Origin of the sequence: Paenibacillus sp. SAFN-054 (assembly GCF_051966755.1) — a bacterium.
Taxonomy (GTDB): Bacteria; Bacillota; Bacilli; order Paenibacillales; family Paenibacillaceae; genus Paenibacillus_AQ.
The window spans coordinates 2131096-2154472 of record NZ_JBQCKS010000001.1 but is presented as its reverse complement, the minus strand read 5'-3'; the positions used below and the strand labels follow the sequence as shown (position 1 = coordinate 2154472).

Here is a 23377-nt window from a genome sequence, read left to right as displayed (position 1 = left end):
AAAGGTTCAAGTACGCTGAAGAAAAGCTCCTTACGGGAGCTTTTTTTCACATGTCTGCTTGAATACATCTTATAAAGGGAGAATGAAAGATGCCGCAAACGACGATTGGAATCATCGGAGCAATGGACGAGGAAGTGGAGCTGCTGCTGGCCGGAATGCGGAACGCGGAAACGGTGGACAAGGCCGGAATTCGGTACTATAAGGGCACCTATCATGATAGGGACATTGTCGTATGCAAATCAGGCGTGGGCAAGGTCAATGCAGCCGTGACGACGCAAATTCTCATCGATACCTTCGGCGTATCCCAAGTGCTGTTCACGGGCGTTGCGGGGGCGGTACACACGCAGCTGGACATCGGCGACATCGTGATTTCTTCTGAATGTCTCCAGCATGACATGGATGTGACCGCCCTGGGATATGAACGTGGGGTGATCCCGTACCAAGAGGTCTCGGCATTTCCGGCAGACCCTGCGCTTGTTGCGCTAGCGGAACAAGCCTGCGCCGAATTGGGCGAGGTCAACTGCAGAGTCGGACGCGTGCTGTCCGGGGACCAGTTCATTGCAAATGTGGATCAAGTGGCCTGGTTCCATGAGCATATGCAGGGGGCATGCGTCGAGATGGAAGGGGCATCCGTCGCCCAGGTGTGTTATATGAACCGGCTTCCATTTGTCGTGATCCGATCCATGTCGGATAAAGCGGACGGCTCGGCGCATGCCAATTTCGCGGAGTTCACCGTTGCCTCTTCACGCCGCTCTCATGCGATTCTGGATTACATGATTGCGCATATGTAACTGCATACAACAGCAAAACAACTCCGGTTTTCCGGAGTTGTTTTTATGATAAATGGATAGGAAACTAATACATAAATCGCTGCTGAAAACGAATTCGGTCGAACTGCTCCTTGGACGAAATCGGCACGTCGCGGCCGATTCTCACCATCAGACAGTTGGCCGGATGCGAGCATATTTCCGGATCGTCGGTTGCGTACCAGACCATGTCGACGACTTTCATGAGCCGTTCCATCATTTTGCGGTAATCCCACACGTTAAGACCACTGGTCTTTAAGTCCCAGTGCCAATAATACTCTGTGGTGAACACGATATATTGTTCCATCTGACCATCCTCGAAGGCGGTTTTGATCATTTTTTGACCCAGTCCGAGCGAGCGGTAGTCATTCGCGACTTCGATCGCTCCAAGCTCGATCAGATCCTCCATATTGCCTTGAGACCAGCGTTCCTGCTCGTCCGGGTAATGAAAGGTTACATATCCGACGATGGTGTTTTCTTCACGGGTAATGATGATTCGGCCTTCCTCCAGGCCTGCAATCTCCACAAGCGCCTTATGCTGCTCTGCCGGGCGGCGGAAAGCATCAAGGTCGGGATGCATGATCAGCTCGGCCAGCCTTCCTGGAGGGACGGGGCCTTCAACGACCAGGCAGCGCTCTTCAAGAGGTATGGTTTGTACATGGTACAGTTTAAGGTGTTCCATCTGGACGCTCCTTTCTGCTTCTAATCCTACTTATAGCAAAAAAACAAATAAATGAAAAGCGATGGCAGGAACTTTCATCCTATGCTATAATGATTTCTGACATAAAATAGCCACAACTTTTGATCTTTTTAACCATCTGCCAGACCTGCTGTACTTATGTTTTACGCTTACCTAAATAAATTGAACCGAAGATTACATTGCCAATCTTTCTTGATTGGAAACGGTTTGATTTATATAGCAATCATCGGATTGGAAGACTGATTTCGTGTGTGTATGTTGTCATTATGGCATGAACTCATACAAGATTGTAAGCGCTGCCCTATCAATGGGGGAAAACAGAGGGAGGATGAAAGTATGGATCAAAATCAAAATGAAATTTTACCTAGCGTTGCGAATGCGTCCAACTTGGGCGATTATGAAGAAGCCCGCTCGCAGTTTCAATGGGAAGAGGTAGAGAAGCACTTCAGCTGGCATAAGACGGGGAAAGTCAATATGGCCTACGAGGCCATCGACCGTCATGTCGAAGAAGGCCGTGGGGACAAAATAGCTTTGCTCTACAGCGACGCTTCGCGCGATGAAAGCTACACTTTCGCCGACCTGAAGGAACAGTCGGATAAATTCGCGAACATCCTTCGTGAACGGGGCATCGGCAAAGGGGACCGGGTTTTTATCTTCATGCCGCGCAGTCCGGAGCTATACTTCTCTCTCATGGGGATTTTGAAGGTGGGGGCCGTAGTAGGACCGCTTTTCGAAGCGTTCATGGAAACCGCTGTCAAAGACCGCTTGGAGGACAGCGGCGCGGTTGCGCTCGTCACGACAAGCCAGCTCTTGGGACGTGTGAAGCGGGACGAACTGCCTGAGCTGAAGCACATCATCGTCGTAGGCGATAACGTGGAGGAAGACGAGCAGGTTACCGACTTCGCGAAGGCGATGCAAGGTGCCTCCTCGGAGCTTGAAATCGAATGGTTGGATCGCAATGACGGATTAATTATACATTATACTTCTGGATCGACGGGCAAACCGAAGGGCGTATTCCACGTCCAGAATGCCATGATTCAACATTATTACACAGGCAAAATGGTGCTTGATTTGCAGGAGAACGACATTTACTGGTGCACAGCCGACCCAGGCTGGGTAACCGGTACATCCTATGGTATTTTCGCACCTTGGCTGAACGGTGTGACCAATGTGATTCGCGGGGGCCGATTCAGTCCACAGGACTGGTACGGCACGATCGCTAAATACAAGGTAACGGTTTGGTACAGCGCACCGACAGCATTTCGTATGCTGATGGGCGCGGGGGCGGACGTGATATCGCAGTTTGATCTGAGCAGTCTGCGTCACGTCCTCTCCGTAGGTGAGCCGCTCAACCCCGAAGTGGTTCGTTGGGGACAAAAGGTTTACGGCCAGCGCATCCATGACACATGGTGGATGACGGAAACGGGCGGACATCTGATTTGCAACTATCCTTCCATGGCCATTAAGCCAGGTTCGATGGGACGACCGATTCCGGGCGTACAGGCAGCGATCCTGGATGATAACGGCAATGAAGTGCCTCCTTACACAATGGGTAATCTTGCCATTAAGACCCCATGGCCGTCCATGATGAATCAAATCTGGAAGAACCCTACGAAGTATCAGGAATACTTCCGGATACCAGGCTGGTATATCTCCGGCGACTCGGCTTACATGGATGAAGAAGGCTACTTCTGGTTCCAGGGCCGCATCGATGACGTGATCAACTCTTCCGGCGAACGAATCGGACCTTTTGAGGTGGAGAGCAAGCTGGTCGAGCATCCGGCGGTAGCAGAGGCTGGCGTAATCGGCAAGCCGGATGCGACCCGAGGGGAGATCATCAAAGCGTTTATTGCTTTACGTGAAGGCTTCGAGGAGTCCGAAGAACTGAAGAATGAAATTTATAAATTCGTAAAAGAGGGCTTATCTGCCCATGCGGCACCGCGTGAAATTGAATTCCGCGACAAGCTGCCGAAGACAAGATCCGGTAAAATCATGCGCCGGGTGCTCAAGGCTTGGGAATTAAACCTGCCAACGGGTGATCTCTCTACCATCGAAGATTAATATATGATAGCTTTGGAGTTGATAAAGGAAGCACCGGAAGAATACGTCCGGTGCTTCCTTTTTTGTGTTTTTGTTTATCTTGCAGCAGGAATAGCAGATGCTCGCTCGCAAAAAGAGACCACCCTGCAAGCCGATGCAGGATGGTCTCAGGTCTTCGTATTATTTTTTCTCGAAATAAGAGGCTGCCGATGGTTGGGACGGGCCGATAGCATTCACGGCTGTGACCCGGAAGTAACCCTTAATCGGGGTTGTAGTGATGAACTGGAAGCCCGCTTCATGGCTGGAGCCGATGACGTTGTATGGGCCTCCCGGTTTTTCGCTGTAAGAAACCGCATATTCCGTTACCTTCTCCTCCGGACGTGCCGGGTTCCATTGGAACATGATGCCGTTGTCCATTGGCGCTATTTGCAGCGCCGTAGGAGAAGACGGTGCAGATACCGGCTCTTGGCCCGGATCGGTTGGATCCGGGGTCCCGGGAACTTCGGTTCCTGGATCGTTCGCGCCGTCCGGATTAGAAGGATTGGTGATATCTCCGGGCACGTTGATCATACCGCCGTTCATACCGTTTACAGCCGCGCTTGGCGCGGATTCCTTACCTGCGACATCTACGGCTGTGATATAGAAGCTTGAACCTGCGTCAGCCGTATTGCTGAACGAGTAAGAGGCGCCTGCCATGACTACTTTTCCAGTGTTCTGGAAGGCTCCGCCATTTTGCGAGCGGTACAAGCGGTAACCGACGACATCAGCCTGGCCGGATGGACTGAAGCTAATGTTCGCCTTGCTGCCGTTCAGAGACATGCTGACGTTGGCTGGGGCGGAAGGCGCGCTGCCGTCGTCGACGCGAGGATCGATCTCGGTCGGCATATCCTCGCCTGCGTCGCGCGGAATGTAGAAGGACAGTGATTCATGGCCGCCGCGCATTTTGGCAAAAGCAGCTTCAAGCTCTTTGATGAGATCCTGAATAGGCTTTTCACGCTTGATGACGACTTTCTCCTTCAGCATATCGTCAGGCGTTCCGTCTCTTGGAATATAATTGACTCCGTTGTAAGTGATGTATTTGGCTTTCGCAATTCCGTCATCGCTGGTTTTAGGAACATATTTGATGTTAAAGAGATCCGTTACGAATTTATCCGTGAGCGATGTCGGAAGCTTGCCGCTATATGCGGACACCGTTTTGGAGACGATGCCCTCCGGTTTTTCGAACTTGGCCGTTTTGAACATGTCAGGTTCTTTGTCCGCGACCTCATTCATGATAAGGGCCCATATCGATTGAGCGCGCCTCTTGGCAGACTTGCTGGTCAGGGTGTTCACAGGCTCCTTGTAACCGACCCATACACCGAGCGTAACGTCAGGGGAATATCCCATAAACCAGACGTCCGCGTAGTTCTGGGTGGAGCCGGTTTTCCCGACGACTGGAATCGTCTTGAAATGCTTGTAAGTGTCGCGGACCGTACTGGCCGTGCCTTCTGTGATGACCGTCCGAAGCATATCCGTCATGAGATAGGCGGTTTGCTTGGAGAACGCCTGAACCGGTTTGGCTTCATGCTGGTAAACGATGCTTCCGTTCGAATCGACGATTTTCTCGATCATGTAGGCATCGTTAAACGTTCCCTGGTTGGCGATGGAACTGTAGGCGTTGGTCAAGTCCTCGACGGTAACGCCGTATTTCAGGCCGCCCAGAACGCCGGTGGAAGCCGAATAGTCTTCTTTTTGAATCGTATTGATGCCAACCTTCTTGGAGAAGGCCCAGGCGTTATCAATGCCGACAACATTGTTGAACAGCTTCAGCGCAACCGTATTGACCGATTTGTTGAGAGCCGTCCTTGCCGACATCAAGCCGCTGTATCCTGAAGTGGAGTTTTTCGGGATATGGAAGCCTTTTTGGTAGTCCTTCAATATAATCGGAGCATCGTCCAAAATGCTTGCAGGCTGAATCGCGCCGGATTCGATCGCGGGCAGGTAAGCCGCAATCGGCTTCATTGTGGAGCCCGGCTGACGGACCATCTGCGTGGCATAGTTCATCTGCTCTTTGTTGAAGTCTCTTCCTTCCAGCATGCCGAGAATTGCGCCTGTCTTGTTGTCGATCATCATGGCGGCCGTTTGCTCGGGTCCTTTCGTTTTGCTGTCAGGACCAAAGTTATTTTTGTTTTCACCGATCTTGTGCATCGAATTGTACACGCGCTTATCGATGGTGGTGTACACACGGTAGCCGCCGGTCTTCAGCTGCAGATTCGCAGCCTCTAGGAGGTCGCTTGTATCTTCGCCTTGCCCTTTTGGGTTTGCGCCTGCTTGCTTCAGATTCAGCTGCATGAGTATCTCTGAGGCTTGACGCTCCGTCTCCATCATCAGGTAGGGGTATGTGGCATACGCCTTATCCATACGCGGCGCCAGCGCCTTGCGGATGTCGAAGGCCATGGCTTCCTTGTATTGTGCATCCGTAATTTTATTCTCTTCCAACATCCGACGGAGCACGAGGTGCTGGCGGTCCAAGGCACGCTTGAAAGCGTCAGGATTGAATTCGCCTTTGGAGTTGTAAGCCGAATATTTGGTTGGAAGCTGAGGGAGTCCGGCAAGGTAAGCCGCTTGGGCAATGTTCAGCTTGCTCAAATCGTTTACATTAAAAATGCCTTTTGCCGCCGCTTTAATTCCGTATAAGTTGTACCCGCTCGAGCCTTTGCCGAATGGGACCTTATTCAGGTAGGCGCTCAGAATCTCCTCTTTGGTCATAAACCGTTCGAGCCGCAGCGAAAGCAGGATCTCTTTGATCTTGCGGTCGTCGGTTTTGTCTAGGCTGAGGAAGACACGTCTGGCCAACTGCTGGGTTAAGGTACTGCCGCCGGTTTGCACGGATTCCTTGAGCAGCTTCTGCTTCACGGCACGGAGGGTGCCCTTCATGTCTACGCCGTTATGATTGAAAAAGTTGTTATCTTCTATGGAAACAACTGCATTGATGACTGTCGTTGGAATCTGTTTGTATTCCACGGGACGTCTGTCTTCGTCTGTGCGAATCTGGCCGATTGGCGTCGTCTGGTCACGGAAATACGCAAAGCTTGTAATGGAGTTTTCACTCATCTTTTGGTCAATCAGAGCTCTTGAGCGGACTGGATCGTCTTTCACGATGGAAGTGACGTAGCCCAGGGCGGCGCCGCCAGCAAACAGGGCTCCCATTAGACCAACGACAAACAGCCAGAGAATCACGAGGCCTGTGATCCGGGCAAGAGATCGTTGACGTCTCGGAACAGGCTGTTTATCGGGTTTTTTATTGTTATTATCAACCATTCGCGTGCGTTCCTCCTTTTAACGGAACTATTATAGCATAATTTGCGGCGTTTGAATGCAGGGATCGAATGAGGGCTTTTTTTTAGAATAAATGACATATTTTCAGCGCTTATGTTATAAATAATGCCAAATTTCATCTCGGTTCAAGCGTGTTAAACGACGCCGTCTGGTTTAAAGGAGAGGGAGGGGGTCACTTTTTGGTCATCTGCTGCATTCCAGGGCAGCAAAAAGCCCGGAACCAAAGGCTCCGGGCTTTTGTTCAAAGCAACGATTAACGGTTGTAGAATTCGACGATTTGTTTCTCGTCGATATCTTGGGAAAGCTCAGCACGCTCAGGCAAACGGATGAATTTACCTTCCAAAGCTGCTTCATTGTACTCCAGGTAGCCTGGAAGATGGCTGCGGTTTTCCAAAGCTTCTTTAATGGAAGAAAGACCGCGGCTTCTTTCACGAAGGCCGATTACGTCCCCGGTGTTTACCATGTAGGAAGCAACGTCAACCTTTTTGCCGTTTACAGTGATATGGCCATGGGATACCAACTGACGTGCGCCTGCACGGGAGTTGGAGAAGCCAAGACGGTAAACGAGGTTGTCCAGGCGGCTCTCAAGCAGGAACATGAAGTTCTCACCAGCGATACCTTGCATTTTTTGTGCTCTGTGGAACAGGGTGCTGAACTGCTTCTCACCCAAACCGTACATATGACGCAGTTTTTGCTTTTCAGCGAGCTGCATACCGTAGTTGCTTACTTTTCTCCGTTGGTTAGGACCATGTTGTCCAGGAGGAAAAGGGCGTTTCAATTCTTTGCCAGTACCGCTCAGGGAGATGCCCAGACGGCGGCTCAATTTAAATTTAGGACCAGTGTAACGTGCCATGTTATAGTAGACTCCTTTATTTTCAAATAATGTGAAGTAGGGCTCTATTTGCGCCGGGTATGTTGATTGTGCTAGCCTTATCGGCAATGGCACCTGATTGAAGAGTTCAGCCGCTGTTCGATCAGTAACAAACCACGTGAGGGTGACACAACGTTACGCCCAAATTTCAGACTGATTAACAGTCTTGTTCAACAATAGATTTTATACGAAAGGCAATACATAAGTCAAGTCCTGATAAATATCGAGAAACGTCTAATTTTGTCGATAGGGCTTTGGACCCAAAAAAGTAGGGCAAATATCTGAAATATTGATGCAAAATCAGTTTGAAGAGAGTAGAATAAGGTTATAAAAACACGAGTGATACAATACATTTTCGAACGCGCAAATAGGTGTCGGACGTATGAGTCTAAAGTCTGCTTGCGGTGATCGGATGCCTATATTTTTTCGAATCGAACGATGCCGTGCAAGACCCCCTTTAACACGGTGTAAAGGAGCGCCTGCTAATGTCAGAACATCAACAGGATTTTTCCAGACATCAAAGTCTATTTCAGACAAATATCGAAGTGGCGTCTCCTGGTTTTTCTTCCGATTTATGGCTGAAGGAGATGGACATTTCCCTGTATGACCTTCCTTATGTCCGTGAGGTCCTTCAGCAATCCTTTGAAGACTGGCGGAAAGAAACGGGTTCACTGCCTCTTTCGAAGCATTCCTTGTGGACGGTCATTGATCATGAAGGGAACTATACAGCGGGCGAAGCTGCGGTGTATTCCCTTCTTGAGGGTCCGCATGCGGGTCTTCTGCAGCATAGCTTGCTATCCCATGAACTCGTTTACGATGTGATCGAGGACGCGGATTCTTCCCTATATAATGGACAAGTGCTTTGCGTAGTTCCGATTCTGTCCCGTAGCGGCCAGCTCCTGATCTCCGTCCTCGCTTGCATACTTCCGAGACGAATTTCGGACGACTCCGGACTGGATGCCGTTGAAGCGACTGCATTGCATTATCATTCATGTTTTTTTAGACGATATGAATACATATTTGTTTCCGATGTTATGAAAATACAAAAGAATGCGGAACGCGAAGCAAGCAGACGGTCCATGCTTTTCCAAATTATGCAGCGTATGCATGACCAGATTGACGTCGATACAGTCCTTACAGAGGTTCTCGACAGCATTGCGGTTCTATATCCATCAATTCAGCTGAGCCTTCTGATGTCTCAGGATCACCAGCATACCAATCCGAAGGTCAAACCCCTTGTGTTCCACCCTTGGGGAGAGGATATTTGCGTGCGCGCCTTCATGGACGGCAGGCTCATGATTCAGGATTGCAAGGAGCCCGGGGAAGAAGATCTGATCGAAATCAGCATTCCGCTTGGAGGCAAGCAGGGTATTTACGGCGTGTTCCATCTGAAAATGACGCGGGATCTGAAGGAAGATCTGGACCTGCAGCTGATTACGATGGTTATTGACACCGCCGGCAATGCTTTTGAAAATGCGAAGCTGTACGAGCAGTCCAACCTGCTCATTCATGAGCTGAGGCTGATCAATGAACTGACGCAGCGGCTGAATCAAAGTTTGCAGCTGGAGGATATTTACCAGTTTGCCAACGAGGAACTGCTGAACATCTTTAACGCGGATTACTGCTGTTTTCTGCAGTTTAACGAAGAACGCAATATGCTTGAGGTCGTATCCTGCAATGTGCCTTCGTTAGCCAAAGACATTTTCAGCAGGGATTACGGATTCGGCGGGCTCGTATTTGAAAAAAGGGAGCCGGTCATTCTATCGGATTATCACTTGAATACAAAGGTATCCTCCAAACTGATGGAGGTAACAGGCTCCCAATCGTTGATTGCAACGCCGTTGTCGGTAAACGGCAAGGTCATCGGGGCGATTCTGCTCACGCACCGCAGCCCTCATTTCTTTTCCTATGACAACTACCGGCTCTTGCAAACGTTATCCAGCCATATCGGCCTGTCGGTGAGCAACGCGCTGCTGCATGCGGAATTGCGGCGGATGGCGAACAGGGACATGCTGACGGACATGTATGCCCGCCATTATTTGGATGAGGCGATCCAGGGGTACCAATCGAATGATTTCTGCGGTTCATTGATCGTCGTGGATATCGACCAGTTCAAGCAGGTCAACGATACCTATGGCCACCAAAAGGGCGACAAGATATTAAAGCAGGTCAGCGAAATCGTGAAAACCTCGATCAGGCCCGAGGATGTTCCGGCGCGTTGGGGCGGCGAGGAGCTGGCCGTCTACTTGCCGCAGATGGGCGTTCATCAGGCGATCAAGGTGGCCGAGGTCATCCGGACGCGGGTAGCACAGGAGACCGATCCTGGCGTGACCGTATCTAGCGGGATTGCCGAATGGTGCATCACCGATGACAAGATTAGCGTGGACAGTCTTTTCTACCGGGCGGACATGGCTTTGTACCGTGCGAAAAACAGCGGACGCAATCAGATCCAAATGGAAGACAGGAATGAATAAGAGGGCGCCCTGCACCTTGGATGCAGGCGCTCTCTTTTTTATGGGCAGCCCTGCATAATTGCTAAGAGCAAAGGCAAGCCTAAGGCAAAAAGTTTTCTGGAAGAGGTATGACCGATGAACACATGGAAACGAAGCCTCGGCATCGCCGGTCTGCTATGGGTCAGCTTGTCTCTGACGGGCTGCGGGATGCTGCAAAACGATAGAGATCCGGAGAAATGGTTCAAGCAGACGCTTGGCGGTCTCGCCGGAAAAGACTCTTTTTCATTCACGGGTAAGGCTGCGGTTCGGACAGGTTCGCAAAAGAACTTCAGGGAAAGCTTGGCCTATGAAGGAACACTGACCGAGCATGACAAGCTGACGATTCGGAGCATGCTCCCCGCCGGGACGGCCGGAGAGGAGACACCGCAATCCATCCGTCTGAAGAACGTGCATGCTGCCGAGGCAGGCTTCCGCCGCCAGGATGGGCAGTGGGTGCCTTTATCCAGCAAAGGTAGCGCCACGCTGCAATCCTCCCTAGCCCGCTTTAATCCCTTGGGCCAGCTTGATGCGATCAGCCGTCTCCCTAAACAGATGAGAGAGGCTTCCGGAGCCGCCAGAGGAACAAAGGTGCTGCGGATCGAACTCGAGCCTGCCGTGGCCAGACAATGGCTGTCAGAGGAGCTGGAGGCAGAGATGGCTGGGATTCGTCAGCAGGCAGAGGCCGATGGCCAAACCGCCCAGACGAGGCGCCAGCTGGCTGATGTGTGGAACAAGGGGGACGCCCAGCTGAAGCAAATGCTTGAGCATTCCGAAGTCGGGATGGTCTATTACTTGACGATTGATAAGAAAACGGGGTTTCCGCTCCGTCTTTCTTCGGAGAGCTCGGTCCGCTATCTGAATTTGCATAAGCAGGAGGAGCAGGAGACCCTGGTGAACGATGTCTCTTTTTCACCGTAAGGAATTATTGGTTTTCGGCTGACTGCGGGAGGGAGAAAGTGCTACAATAGAAATCGATTAAATTAACCTTTGTTCAAAAAAAGTTTTGTGCGGGGTTTGAGGAGGAAATAGACATATGCGTGATCCAAGAATTCAGAAGCTTGCCGAGAATCTGGTAGGCTACTCCGTAAACGTGCAGCCAGGCGAGAACGTACTGGTCGAAATGATCGGACCGGAGCGCGATTTGCTGAAAGCGGTCATTGAAGAGGTACATAAACGCGGAGGTCATCCGTTCGTCGAGCTGACGGACCGTTCGGTTCAGCGTACGATGCTCATGAATGCAACGGAGGACATGGTCAAAACCTGGGGCGAGCTTGATTTGGAACGGATGAAAAAGATGGATTGCTACATCGGCATCCGCGCAGGCGAAAACGTGAATGATCTCTCGGACGTTCCCGATGACAAAATGCGTCTGTACAATACGCTTTACAACCATCCCGTGCACAGCGGGCAGCGCGTCAACCATACGAAATGGGTAGTTCTCCGTTATCCGAATGCGAGCATGGCTCAGTTGTCCAACAAGAGTACTGAAGCATTCGAGGATTTCTATTTTGATGTATGCAACCTGGACTATGCCAAAATGGACAAGGCCCAGGATCCTCTGGCTGAATTGATGAGAAAAACGGATAAAGTCCGGATCGTTGGACCCGGAACGGATCTCAGCTTCTCGATCAAAGGCATCGGCGCGACGAAATGCGCAGGCGAGAAGAACATTCCGGACGGCGAGGTATACAGCGCGCCGGTCCGCGATTCCGTGAACGGTACCATCAGTTACAATACAAGCACCGTATATCAGGGCATCACCTTTGAAAACATCAAGCTTACGTTTAAAGACGGTAAAATTGTGGAAGCGACCAGCAATGAAACCGAACGCCTGAACCAGATTCTGGATTCCGACGAAGGCGCGCGTTATATCGGCGAGTTCGCCATTGGCTTCAACCCGTACATCCTGCATCCGATGAAGGATATTTTGTTTGATGAAAAAATTGCCGGAAGCATTCACTTTACTCCGGGGCAAGCTTACGAGGATTGCGACAACGGCAACCGTTCGTCCATTCACTGGGATATCGTTTTGATCCAGCGTCCGGACTACGGCGGCGGCGAAATCTACTTTGATGACGTGCTGATCCGCAAGGATGGTATTTTCGTGATCGATGAGCTCAAAGGCCTGAATCCCGAGCAATTGGTGTAATCTACAAAAATGGCTTAGAAATCCCTTGCGTCAGTAAGCGGATTCAATGTATCATGATAGTGGTAAAATGATATTATACCTGATATCAAAGCTACGGAGGGATCTACTATGTCCAGTAATAACGCAGCTGTCGTGGAAATCGCTCAAACAGCGGGCAAATTTACATCTTCAATCGTGCTTCAAGCTGACAACAAGTACATTGATGTCAAAAGTATTCTGGGATTGTTTACAACCCTTGTTAGCAATAAAGGCTATGAGCTTCATGTTCATGGACCGGATGCAGATGAGGCTAAAGCGGCAATGCAGGAAGTGTTTGCGAAACACGGCCTCAAAGTCGAGCTTGTGGAAGACTAAGAATCAGGGGAAGCGCCTTGCCGGTATCCGGCAGGGCGCTTTTTTTTGCGGGTTCTTGTATTGGGCTGTGATTTCGTCTAATATTAGAGAAGAGAACAAGGGTGTGACTTTTGGACATAGGGGGGAAGATGCATGACTTCTTCTGAACTGCAGGAACAGTTGAACATGAAAGCAGTAAGTCTTCTGCAAGAAGATGCAGATAAAATACAGAAGCTGATCGAAGTACAAATGGAGAATCTGGCAACCCGCTATTGCCCTCTCTATGAGGAAGTGCTGGACACCCAGATGTACGGTTTTTCAAGAGAAGTGGATTTTGCCGTAAGAGCGGGCCTTCTGCCTGAGCATACCGGCAAGCAGCTTGTCAGCCAGCTGGAGCGTAATCTGGCCATTCTTTACGAGGCTTTGAATAACAAGGAAGCATAATAAGCCTGATATTTGCAGGTTTACATGGTAAAAGCATGAACTCCACTGAAGGAGTCCATGCTTTTTTTGTGTGGTGACCTATGAGTAGGGTTTCTGGTTATTCCGGTTATACCATGAAAAAGGATACGCCGAGAATCAGATAGACGACCAGCAGCAAAAGTCCCTCATACCAGTTTGTTTTGCCGTCCTGAATAATGGACTTTGCGATAAAGACGGCAACGCCGATGGCCAGGAGCTCGATGGTCGTAAAGACGAGATTCATCGTATTGCCGAAGAAATAACTGGCAAACACGAGCACCGGAGCTACGAACAGGGCGATCTGCAGGCTGCTGCCGACGGCGATTTCAACGGCCGCTCCGATTTTGTTCTTCATGGCGAGCATGATAGCTGCGCTGTGTTCGGCAGCATTACCGATAATGGCCACGAGGAACGCACCGACGAACAGCTCGCTGAGGCCGAAGCGATGAGTGAACGTTTCCAGCGTACCGACCAGCCACTCACTGACGAATGCGACCATCACGGTGGCGATAACCAGGTACAAAATAGCTTTGCCCTTGGACCATTCCGGTTCGTGCTCATGCGGCAGCTCCTCATCGGAATCCTCCGTGACATCGGCAAGATAGTTTTTATGGGTGATCATGGAGAAAATCAGCCAGGCGATGTAAGCCACGATCAATATGCCTGCCACGATCAGGCTGAGCGTTCTGGTATCCCCTGTCGTGATGGAGTGGGTGTTCAGGAATACCGCGGGCACGAACAAAGCAATGACTGCAACGATCATCAGCGATCCGTTCATGCCGGCCAGGGAAACGTTAAAGCTTTGTACCTTGAATTTGGCGCCGCCCGCAAAGATGCTCAAACCGAGCACCAGCAGGAGGTTACCGATAATGGAACCGGTCAAGCTGGCTTTTACCATATCGAACAGACCCTCTTTAACGAGGAAAATGGCGATAATCAGCTCGGCTGCGTTACCGAAGGTGGCGTTCAGGAACCCACCTAGACGCTGGCCCGCATAATGGGCTACGTTCTCGGTTGCTTTGCCCAGAAACCCAGCCACAAAGATGACCGAGATGGCCGCCAGAATAAACTGGACCATGGGATCCCATCCGGCGTAATGCGCAATGGCACTAAGAACAAAAAAAGCGATCAGCAAAAAAGGGCTCAACCATTTTTTCAATTTACGACACCTCGGAGTTATGTAGGATAAATATTCTTTCTCAATATACCCAAAACGTATAGGGTTGTAAACAAATGTTGGGTCCAATATTTGCTTTTTGGCCCCTCTAGGATTTACAATAACGGATAATGAGGTGAAGGAGGAAGGGGCATGACTGAACAGCTTCAACTGGAAAACGGAATGATTCGGATATCGGATGATGTCGTATCGAAAATCGCCGGTTTGGCGGCTCTGGAAACCCCCGGCATTGCTGCAATGTCCGGCGGATTATCCGAAGGATGGGCCAAACGCCTGAGCGGAAAAAACGTGCAGAAGGGTGTCACCGTGGAAGTAGGTCAGCTAGAGGCTGCCATCGACCTGCGGATCATCGTGCTTTATGAAACGCCGATCCATGAAGTGTGCCGCATGCTGCAGTCCAATGTGCGGGAAGCGGTGGAGAGCATGACGGGACTTCGCGTGGTCGAAGTCAACGTGAAAGTCGAAGGCGTGGCGTTCAAGGATGATGAAATCGAAGATCTTCCGGCGCGAACGAAATAACACACATAAGCATGAGAATACATCGCAAGATGTCGGTACACAGCAAAAAAAGAGACTACACGGATCTCCGGTAGTCTCTTTTTATATTTACGGATTTGACAACCTCCTGCGGGGCAGGCTGATTGGCTTGTCTTGAGATGCTGAGCATGATTCCCATCGAGAACATCATGATGAGCAGGGAAGTACCGCCATAACTGATGAATGGCAGGGTGACCCCTGTGAGCGGAATCGTCTGCGACACGCCGCCGATATTAACGAAGGCTTGGATCGCGAACAGTCCCATGATGCCGATGCCGACGAGTGTGCCGAAAGGATCGCTGCACCTCAAGGCGATAATGATTCCTCGCCAGATGAAATACATATATACCAGCAGGAAAAGGCTTGTACCGATGAAGCCGAACTCCTCCGCCATGACCGGGAAAATAAAGTCGTTGTACGGGTTCTTGATGTAATTCAGCTTTTGGATGCTTTTGCCGAAGCCGGTTCCTGTTACCTGCCCGTTTCCGATGGCGGTCAAGGACTGGATCAGGTTATAGCCGTCGCCCTTTTCGTCCTTGTAGGGATCGATCCAGGCGGTGATTCTTCCCATTTTGTAATTGCTTGATTGCGTTTGCGGCTCACCGCTGTGCGTAATCGACTTGATCAAATAGTTGGCGCCAAGCACAAGGCTGAGTCCCAGGATCAACAGTCCCGCCGAGGCGAGCATGTGCTTCAGGCTGGCTCCTCCTGCGTAGATAATGATGGCGCTGGTCGCCACCAGGATCAGGGTTGAGCCCAGGTCCGGCTGCATCATGATCAATCCCGCTACGAATCCGACGATTACCATGACAGGGATATAGCCTGTCCGGAGATCTCTGAAACGCTCCCCTTTCTTCACGATCAGAGCGGAGAGATAGAGAATGATCGTAATTTTGGCCAGCTCCGTCGGCTGGATGCCAAGTCCGAACAGCTGCAGCCAGCTTCGCGCCCCGTTAATGCCTTCGGTGAAGGGAACGAGTATAAGCAGCATGACGGTAATGAAAAACATAGGGACAAACAGCTTTTTATACTTGGTGTAGTGGATATTCATCGCGACAAACATCACAAACGTGCCGAGCACGGCCCAAACGAATTGTTTCTTCGTAAAATAAAGCGGGTCGTTATTGAATTTACTGCTGGAAATGGTGAGGCTTGAACTGGCACTGAACACCATCACCAGCCCAAAACCGACCAACAGAAAAGTAAGGATGAGCAGTTGGAAATCCGGCGTCCCTTTCTTCCTCGGTTGGGGTTTCTCCTGATTCATAGGGGACCTGCTTACGCTTCCAGAGCAGCTTTAAATTGCTGAATCTTTTTATTGGCGATGTTAAGGATTTTGGAAGGAACCGGCGATTCGTATTCCAGTCCGTGCGGGAAGGTCGCTTTTCCCATGTAAACGGCTTCGATTTCAAGCACGGTATCCGGCTTCTCGAGCTTGCCCTCGATCGCGCGCGTATTCATGCGCACGAAGTACTCGGAATGGGTGTCCGTGTCTTCGATTTTATATTCGTATGTAGCGCGGAAGTATTCCCACTGCCAACGTACAAACCCTGTTTTTTCGGCAACTTCATCCATAAATGCCAAGTCGCTTTTTAGTCCGACAAGTCCTGTATTTTCAAAAATCATCCTATAAAATCCTCCTTATTTAAATGCCTGTAAAGTTCTTTACTCATGATATTATGTTTCAAGCACTTGTGCAAGCCTTGACGCAGCAAGGGGACATACCCCATTTGGCCCGTTTCTGCTACAATAGAACAAAGGCATTGTTGCCAGGTGGTGGAAAAACAATGCGATAGGACATTCTTTGGGCGAGAGGACGTGTGTACATGAGAGAAGAGGCATTGTTGAATGCGCTGCAGCCGCAAATGGTGGAATGGAGACGTTATCTTCATCGCCATCCCGAGCTTTCGTACCATGAAGAGAAAACGTCGCAGTTCGTAGCGGGAAAGCTGAAGGAATTAGGGCTTGAGGTCACCACCCGAGTGGGCGGAGGACATGGCATTCTGGCGGTGTTAAAGGGCGGCAAGCCGGGCAAAACGGTGGCTCTTCGCGCCGATATGGATGCCCTGCCGATCCAGGACGAGAAAACTTGCGAGTACGCTTCCGAGGTGAAGGGAGTGATGCATGCTTGCGGGCATGATGGCCATACCTCGACACTGCTTGCCGTAGCTACATACTTTAGTCAGCGCCGGCAGGATGTGGAGGGCGAAATCCGATTCATCTTCCAGCCTGCGGAGGAAGTCTGTCCCGGAGGAGCCAAGGGGATGATCGAAGCCGGTGTTCTGCGCGGAGCGGATGTGATCTATGGCGTACATTTATGGACGCCTTTCGCTGCGGGTACGGCGGCCAGTGCTCCTGGACCTCTGATGGCGGCTGCGGACGAGTTTTTCATAGATATTCAGGGGAAAGGCGGCCATGGGGGCATGCCGCATGTGACCGTGGACAGCGTCGTGGCGGGAGCAGCACTCGTGATGCAGCTGCAGAGCATCGTCAGCCGGACGGTGGATCCGCTGCGCCCAGCGGTCGTGACGGTCGGAACGATTCAGGGCGGCAGCGCCCAGAACGTCATTGCCGAATCCTGCCGGATCACAGGGACCGTCCGGACCTTCGATGAGGAGACAAGGGAGCTGATCCGCGGCCGAATCGAAGATATCAGCCGATGGACGGCGCAGACATACGGTGCGGAGGTTCAAATCGATTATCTGATGGGATATCCTCCGCTTGTGAATGACGAGGAGGAGACCGGACGATTCTTCCGGGAAGCGCCGGCCGTATTCGGAGCGGATCAGGTGATCCGCTGCGAGAAAATCATGCCTGCCGAGGATTTCTCTTATTATCTGCAGGAAGTACCGGGCTGCTTTATGTTCGTCGGCGCCGGTAATCCGGAGATCGATGCCATTTATCCGCATCATCATCCGCGGTTTGATTTCGATGAGTCAGCCATGCTGAACGCGGCCAAGCTTCTGGTGACGATGACACAGTCTTACCAGGGCTGGGAGTAGCCTTCTGTTTGAATAGAACCCCTTGCGTCTGACCAGGAATGATATGGTGAACAATGGGAAAATATAAAGATATGAAAAGTTCATTTCCTGGATCAGGGAATGAACTTTTTTTAGAGATAAAAGGTAGATCCGAGTCCAAACAAACTTCCATTCACAAGAAAAACAACATCTGAACGTGGTCTGTCTGCCATGAGACCCCGTCGATCGGCGTTTTTCTTATAGGTAAGAAGAAGGAGCCATAAGCCATGAACGATCAAAAGGCCTGCATTGTGCAGCGAGACCGCACGGTACTGCTGGAATGCGGACATCCGGGGTTCGAAGCTGCGCGAGAGAAGCTCGCACGGTTCGCGGAGCTGGTAAAAAGCCCGACAGCATTTCATACCTACCGCATTACGCCCTTGTCTTTGTGGAACGCTGCCGCCCTGGGTTATACACCAGTGGAGATCGAGCAGGATCTTGTCAGTGTAGCCAGGTGGGGCCTTCCTGCAGGACTGCTGCAGGAAATCGAGGAGCTCGTGTCGAGATACGGCAGGCTGAAGCTGAGAAAGGAAAACGGAAATACGCTGCTGCTCGGCGCCTCGGACCGCCCGTTTCTCGATGAGGTGCTCAGCGTGCCGACGCTTGCTTCCATGGAACTGTTACGCGTATCGCCCGTGGAAGTCCGGGTGGATGCAGCCTCAAGGGGAAGGCTCAAACAGGAGCTTATGCAGTACGGATATCCCGTGCTGGACTTGGCGGGCTATCATGAGGGACAGGCCCTTAAGCTGCGCTTTCATGAGGGCTGCGAAGGAAGGGGATTTTCCTTGCGGAGCTATCAGGAGAAAGCAGTGGAAGCCTTTGAAGGCGTGGCGGGCAGCGGAGGCAGCGGTGTGCTGGTCCTCCCCTGCGGCGCGGGTAAAACCGTGATCGGCATCGCGGCATTGGAACGCCAGCAGTGCGAATGCCTCATCCTCACATCAAACACCACGTCTGTGGAGCAGTGGATTCAGGAGCTTACGAGCAAAACAACGCTGGATGCCTCGGATGTCGGTCAGTATACAGGGCAGAAAAAGGAAGTAAAACCCGTTACGGTCGCGACCTATCAGATTCTGACCCACCGCCGCTCCAAAGACGATGATTTCGAGCATATGAGGCTTTTTAACGAACGGAATTGGGGACTGATTATCTACGACGAGGTGCATCTGCTTCCCGCACCGGTCTTCAGGGCTACGGCCGACATCCAGGCAACGCGCAGGCTGGGTCTGACGGCCACCCTGGTCCGCGAGGACGGGTGCGAGCAGGACGTGTTCTCCTTGATCGGTCCGAAGCGTTATGAAATGCCGTGGAAGGAGCTTGAAGCCGAAGGCTGGATCGCCCGGGTGGAGTGCAGTGAAATTCGCATACCGATGGAACCGTCATTACGCGAGAAGTACCTCTATGCGCAAAGCAGGGAGAAATTCCGGCTCGCTGCGGAAAATCCCTCCAAAACGAGCATCGTAAGCGAGCTGCTTGACAAGCATAGGTCTGCGGGAATTCTCATCATCGGCCAGTACCTGGACCAGCTTCGGCTGATTTCGGAAGCGGTCGGAGCGCCTTTGATCAGCGGGAAAATGCCTCAACAGCAGCGGGGGGAGCTATACGCTTCCTTTAAAAGAGGGGAGACGCCGGTGCTTGTCGTATCCAAGGTAGCTAATTTTGCCGTGGACCTGCCGGACGCCTCAGTGGCGATCGAAATATCGGGCAGCTTCGGATCCAGGCAGGAGGAAGCCCAGCGGCTGGGAAGGCTGCTGCGTCCGAAAGCAGGGGATAACCGGGCATACTTTTATACGCTCGTAACCGAAAACAGCAAGGAAGAGGAGTTTGCCGTCCGCCGTCAAATGTTCTTGATCGAACAAGGATACGAATACACGGTTCATTCCGCCAAGGAGGTGCGATCCGGCACATGAATAACCATATCCCGGAGCAGCTGAAGAGGCTGGCGAAGGAGGAAGCCGAGCTGCTGAGATTGCTGGTTTGCCGCTTCGGCGGCCAGCCGTTTAACGAACAATCCTGGGAACAGGCGGCAAGTCGGGACGTAAACCGCAGTGGGGCGGAACAAAAGCTGTCTTTCGTAATGTTAAGAAGATCGGGATGGATCCATGCCGTGAAAAAATCCTGGGGGGAAAAGCTTTATTATATTCCGGTGCCAAAGCTGCTTCTGGCGCTGCCCGCTTTTTTTAAGCCGGAGAGCGTATCCCTGAATCCGTCCGAGCTCCATATTCGCTGCGAGGCAGGACCTGGACTTGCGCTGGATCTGCTGCACACGCTAGCCTGCGCTGCGGAACAAGGACTTCCCTTGACGGCGAAGGGGACCGTCCACAAAAGAAATTTGCAAAGGCTGCAGGAACTCATCTCTCTGAAAGAAGAGCATGTCAAGCCCTTGGCCCTTCAGTATGCCCATCAGGAGATATACAGCCCGGCGGCCGCAGTCATTCTGGATCTGCTGCTTTGCATGGGGCTTCTCACCAAGACCCCGAGCTCTCTTGTAGTCCATGAAGGACGACTGCTTCAGTGGCTGAGTCTGACGGAGCAGGAAATGAACCGCACGCTGCTGCGGACCGTCTGCGAGCGCTACGCTCAAGGAGATCCCGGCATGCAGCTCTTTCGCTATTTGGCCGGAATGCCGGCGTTTCAGGAAGGAAAGTGGTTCGATATTTCAGGCCTCTTGCAGTGGATGGATGCTGAGGGGATTGCGAGTGCAGGAGCCAGCCAGGCTGAAGCTGCCGCCTGGCTATATGCGCTTGCCGGATTCGGCTGGGGTGACGTGGCCGAGCATCATGGCGGAAAGCTTGGTTTCCGATGGAGTATTGACGCAGGCAGTCTGCTATACGAATCGTCGGCAGCGCTGGGCGAAGAGCAGGAAGGGCTGTACGTCCAGCCGGACTTTGACATCCTGTGTCCACCGGGCGTGCCGTTTATCCGGCGCTGGGAACTGCTTGTATGTACGGACCTGATTCATTGTGACCGCGTCTCCGTGTACAGGCTGACCAAGTCGAGTGCAGAGAGAGCCGCCGAGAATGGGATGAGCACTGAGGAAATTTTAAGCCTCTTGAGGGTGAGCGCCATCGGCGAGGTCCCTGCCCATGTGGCCGCAGCGCTTGAACAATGGGGCCGGGAAATCGGCCGAACCCGTTTTGAAGAGGTGACCTTGCTGACCTGCATGAGCGAAGCGGAGGGGGATGCGATTGCTGCCCACCGGCATTTGAGCGGCGAAGCGAATCGGATCGGCCCTACGCACTTTATCGTGCAGGCATCCGATACCGCGAAACTGCGCAAACTGCTTGAAGGGATGGGACTGACGCCGCGTAAAACCGTCGGCGGAAGCCGGCAGCAGGGCGAGCTAAGATATCCGCTGCTTCACCTTAGCGGCAGGCTGAGCAGAACGGAGGCTGAATGCATGCTTCAGGAACGATTCTATGAGCAGCAGGGAATCGTATACAGCGGGAGAAACGTGCATTTCTTCGAACCCGACGACGACATCCCGGAGCCTTCGTCCCTTTTCCCCGGTTTGGAACAAGTTCCCGGGAGGTGGCTGCAGGATTACCGCTTGTATCACAGCTCTACGGCGCAGCATATTGTCGAGCAGGCTCAATGCTGGAAGACCAAGGTTCTTCTGCGGCATGAAGGAAGAAGTGCGGAGTTTGCCCCGGTATCCATCAGTCCGAGTCCCTGGCGAGCTGCAGGTATTTTGCATGATCTGGAAAACGGAAGGTTCGAGCGGCTTGAACTGGGAGCCGAGGATCTGAGGGAGCTCAAGCTGCTTCTTCCTTCTTTTGATTAATACGGATTGACAATGAAGTACCGAAATCCCTCTTCTTAAGGAACTCGGGTTATGATATGATAGAAGGGTCCACTCCCGAGGAGTGGAACTTTTATAAGAATTGGGATGAATTTCATGAGCGTATCTGAAGCGCAGACGATGGACATGGCTGCCGTACTGATGAACGCCTATGAATTAGGCGATATGATCAATCAGTCCGTCGAGGTGTCTGATTATTTATATTGGAAGCAGCGCGTGGACAGCAATCCTGGAGTACAGGAACTGGTTCGCCTGCTTGCCAAGAAGAAAGAGCTTTTCGAGGAAACCCAGCGGTTCGGGCATTTCCATCCGAATTACCACAGCGCCAAGGATGAAGTGAAGGCAGTGGAGGATCAGCTGGCACAGTTTGAAGAGGTGGCCCGCTTTAAACAAGCGGAGCTTAACCTGGACGAGATGCTGCACCAGATGTCCGAAATGATCGCATTTTCCGTATCGGATACCATCAAGGTGCCGAGCAACGACCCGAATCCGAAACGGGGCTGCGGCGGCGGAGGCAAATGCGGCTGCGGTGGTTGATTGACCAAGAGACAGGAAACATAAAGTGAGGTGGGAAAAGATGTTTGCAGAACGGACAGGTTACATTATTTGGGTAACGGACGTGAAGGCGGCCAGAAATCTTGAAAAATACGGGACTGTTCACTATATTTCGAGACGTATGCATTATGTGGTGATGTACGTCAATGCCGATCGTGCAGAAGAGGTTGCCAAAAATATTCGCAGACTTTCCTATGTGCGAAAAATTGAGCGCTCTTATCGCAACGAGATCAAAACGGAATATACAAAGGATATCCCTGATAAGACAAGTTATTTTGGCATGTAGCCAAGCGAACCGTTCCTTTCGCAGCCATTATGGTCTCCCACCCGAACGAACTTAGCATAATCCAAGGAAGCAGCCCTAAGGGCTGCTTTTTTTTTGCCTGAAAAGATCTTGCTGGTAAAAGGGTTTGGGGGAGATATTAAAAAGGGCTAAGAGCTTATTCTAATATTTTGTATATGAATAGGAAAGATTGATAGGGAAGGTGCATATAATCTATTAGTCCCGATGCTTGGAAGTCCTGAAGTCAGGCACATGCTCAATCTATTAGTTTGAAGACATTTCGCTTGTGTAACATGTGGTGATGTTGTAATATAATAGGTAAATATACTTAGATAAAAAGTCCTATGTAGTGGAGAGTGATGTTCCATGCGCGACAAAGGAATGGAAAGATGGAGCACTTATGAACCATTCTACGTTGTTCTGGGTGATAAGAGAGTCGCAGACATTGTCATAACCAATCACGCGAAGTCCAGATATAATGACCGCATCCAAAGCGGGGATGTTCCTGCCGACGATATCGCAGCATGGATGTGGGAGTGTCTCAAGCAAGGCCGGATGCTTCCCTATTATCGCAACGAACAGGACGTCTATCTGATCGACGAGGACATGGTCGTTGTTGCGGAGTTCACGGAAATCGAGGGGGAGCGGGACATCAGCGGCAATCCTCTTCATAAAATGATTATCGTTACTTACCTGGGCCGCATGTCCGAGACCATTGAGCTAAGAGATCTAAAGTCGTATTACTCCTGGCTCCGCCATTCCCGAAGAATGACCTTGATCAAAAACACGCGCAAACGCAGATAAATCGTACATACGGTATGAGATGAATGAATGG

Annotated in this window: 20 protein-coding genes; 14 read left to right on the top strand and 6 right to left on the bottom strand. The window is 51.3% G+C overall.

Annotated features, from left to right (window positions below; translation table 11 throughout):
• Window positions 1-89 precede the first annotated feature (89 nt).
• Entirely contained in the window at window positions 90-791 is a 702-nt protein-coding gene (locus ACTHPM_RS09795) for a 5'-methylthioadenosine/adenosylhomocysteine nucleosidase (protein WP_440394983.1), read from the top strand.
• A gap of 64 nt (window positions 792-855) precedes the next feature.
• Here ACTHPM_RS09795 and ACTHPM_RS09790 read toward each other — a convergent pair whose 3' ends face one another.
• Window positions 856-1488 carry a GNAT family N-acetyltransferase gene (locus ACTHPM_RS09790; protein ID WP_440394982.1) on the bottom strand — a complete coding sequence of 211 codons (633 nt, stop codon included), beginning with the start codon at window positions 1486-1488 and terminating at the stop codon, window positions 856-858.
• 354 nt (window positions 1489-1842) lie between these two features.
• Here ACTHPM_RS09790 and acsA point away from each other — a divergent pair, with 354 nt between their 5' ends.
• On the top strand, window positions 1843-3567 hold the full coding sequence (gene acsA, locus ACTHPM_RS09785) for an acetate--CoA ligase (RefSeq protein WP_440394981.1): 1725 nt from the start codon (window positions 1843-1845) through the stop codon (window positions 3565-3567).
• Between the two features lie 159 nt (window positions 3568-3726).
• Here the strand turns inward: acsA and ACTHPM_RS09780 are convergent, their stop codons facing one another.
• Window positions 3727-6846: a transglycosylase domain-containing protein gene (locus ACTHPM_RS09780; protein ID WP_440394980.1), complete on the bottom strand. Its 3120-nt coding sequence runs from the start codon at window positions 6844-6846 to the stop codon at window positions 3727-3729.
• 271 nt (window positions 6847-7117) lie between these two features.
• Entirely contained in the window at window positions 7118-7717 is a 600-nt protein-coding gene (rpsD, locus tag ACTHPM_RS09775) for a 30S ribosomal protein S4 (RefSeq protein WP_440394979.1), read from the bottom strand.
• A 503-nt stretch (window positions 7718-8220) separates the two neighbouring features.
• On the opposite strand from rpsD, the gene ACTHPM_RS09770 reads away from it, so the two are divergent.
• The 5 genes from ACTHPM_RS09770 to ACTHPM_RS09750 all read left to right on the top strand — a co-directional run bounded on the left by ACTHPM_RS09770 (window position 8221) and on the right by ACTHPM_RS09750 (window position 13153).
• The gene (locus ACTHPM_RS09770; protein ID WP_440394978.1) at window positions 8221-10209 is read left to right on the top strand and encodes a diguanylate cyclase; all 1989 of its coding nucleotides are present in this window, start codon (window positions 8221-8223) and stop codon (window positions 10207-10209) included.
• Window positions 10210-10323: 114 nt separating this feature from the next.
• On the top strand, window positions 10324-11145 hold the full coding sequence (locus ACTHPM_RS09765; RefSeq protein ID WP_440394977.1) for a hypothetical protein: 822 nt from the start codon (window positions 10324-10326) through the stop codon (window positions 11143-11145).
• 115 nt (window positions 11146-11260) lie between these two features.
• Window positions 11261-12376, top strand: a complete 1116-nt coding sequence (locus ACTHPM_RS09760) for an aminopeptidase (protein ID WP_440394976.1) — start codon at window positions 11261-11263, stop codon at window positions 12374-12376.
• Window positions 12377-12484: 108 nt separating this feature from the next.
• Entirely contained in the window at window positions 12485-12730 is a 246-nt protein-coding gene (locus ACTHPM_RS09755; protein ID WP_440394975.1) for an HPr family phosphocarrier protein, read from the top strand.
• 132 nt (window positions 12731-12862) lie between these two features.
• Complete coding sequence (locus ACTHPM_RS09750; protein WP_440394974.1) at window positions 12863-13153, top strand: YlaN family protein; 291 nt, start codon at window positions 12863-12865, stop codon at window positions 13151-13153.
• A gap of 106 nt (window positions 13154-13259) precedes the next feature.
• Here the strand turns inward: ACTHPM_RS09750 and cax are convergent, their stop codons facing one another.
• The gene (gene cax, locus ACTHPM_RS09745; protein WP_440394973.1) at window positions 13260-14330 is read right to left on the bottom strand and encodes a calcium/proton exchanger; all 1071 of its coding nucleotides are present in this window, start codon (window positions 14328-14330) and stop codon (window positions 13260-13262) included.
• Between the two features lie 150 nt (window positions 14331-14480).
• Between cax and ACTHPM_RS09740 the strand changes: the two genes are divergently transcribed.
• A complete protein-coding gene (locus tag ACTHPM_RS09740) occupies window positions 14481-14867 on the top strand; it encodes an Asp23/Gls24 family envelope stress response protein (RefSeq protein WP_440394972.1) in 387 nt (128 codons plus the stop codon).
• A gap of 55 nt (window positions 14868-14922) precedes the next feature.
• Here the strand turns inward: ACTHPM_RS09740 and ftsW are convergent, their stop codons facing one another.
• Window positions 14923-16152 (bottom strand): putative lipid II flippase FtsW, encoded by a 1230-nt coding sequence (ftsW, locus tag ACTHPM_RS09735; RefSeq protein ID WP_440394971.1) that lies wholly within the window; start codon window positions 16150-16152, stop codon window positions 14923-14925.
• Between the two features lie 11 nt (window positions 16153-16163).
• Window positions 16164-16511, bottom strand: coding sequence for a YugN family protein (locus tag ACTHPM_RS09730; protein WP_440394970.1), 348 nt, complete (start codon window positions 16509-16511; stop codon window positions 16164-16166).
• Window positions 16512-16711: 200 nt separating this feature from the next.
• Here ACTHPM_RS09730 and ACTHPM_RS09725 point away from each other — a divergent pair, with 200 nt between their 5' ends.
• The 6 genes from ACTHPM_RS09725 to ACTHPM_RS09700 all read left to right on the top strand — a co-directional run bounded on the left by ACTHPM_RS09725 (window position 16712) and on the right by ACTHPM_RS09700 (window position 23346).
• Entirely contained in the window at window positions 16712-17887 is a 1176-nt protein-coding gene (locus tag ACTHPM_RS09725) for a M20 family metallopeptidase (protein ID WP_440394969.1), read from the top strand.
• Window positions 17888-18132: 245 nt separating this feature from the next.
• A complete protein-coding gene (locus ACTHPM_RS09720; RefSeq protein ID WP_440394968.1) occupies window positions 18133-19812 on the top strand; it encodes a DNA repair helicase XPB in 1680 nt (559 codons plus the stop codon).
• Window positions 19809-21686: a helicase-associated domain-containing protein gene (locus ACTHPM_RS09715; protein ID WP_440394967.1), complete on the top strand. Its 1878-nt coding sequence runs from the start codon at window positions 19809-19811 to the stop codon at window positions 21684-21686. The genes ACTHPM_RS09720 and ACTHPM_RS09715 overlap by 4 nt, the downstream gene beginning before the upstream one ends.
• A gap of 114 nt (window positions 21687-21800) precedes the next feature.
• On the top strand, window positions 21801-22241 hold the full coding sequence (locus ACTHPM_RS09710; RefSeq protein ID WP_440394966.1) for a YlbF family regulator: 441 nt from the start codon (window positions 21801-21803) through the stop codon (window positions 22239-22241).
• Between the two features lie 40 nt (window positions 22242-22281).
• Window positions 22282-22545 carry a YlbG family protein gene (locus ACTHPM_RS09705; protein WP_440394965.1) on the top strand — a complete coding sequence of 88 codons (264 nt, stop codon included), beginning with the start codon at window positions 22282-22284 and terminating at the stop codon, window positions 22543-22545.
• Between the two features lie 363 nt (window positions 22546-22908).
• A complete protein-coding gene (locus ACTHPM_RS09700; protein WP_440394964.1) occupies window positions 22909-23346 on the top strand; it encodes a hypothetical protein in 438 nt (145 codons plus the stop codon).
• Window positions 23347-23377 lie beyond the last annotated feature (31 nt).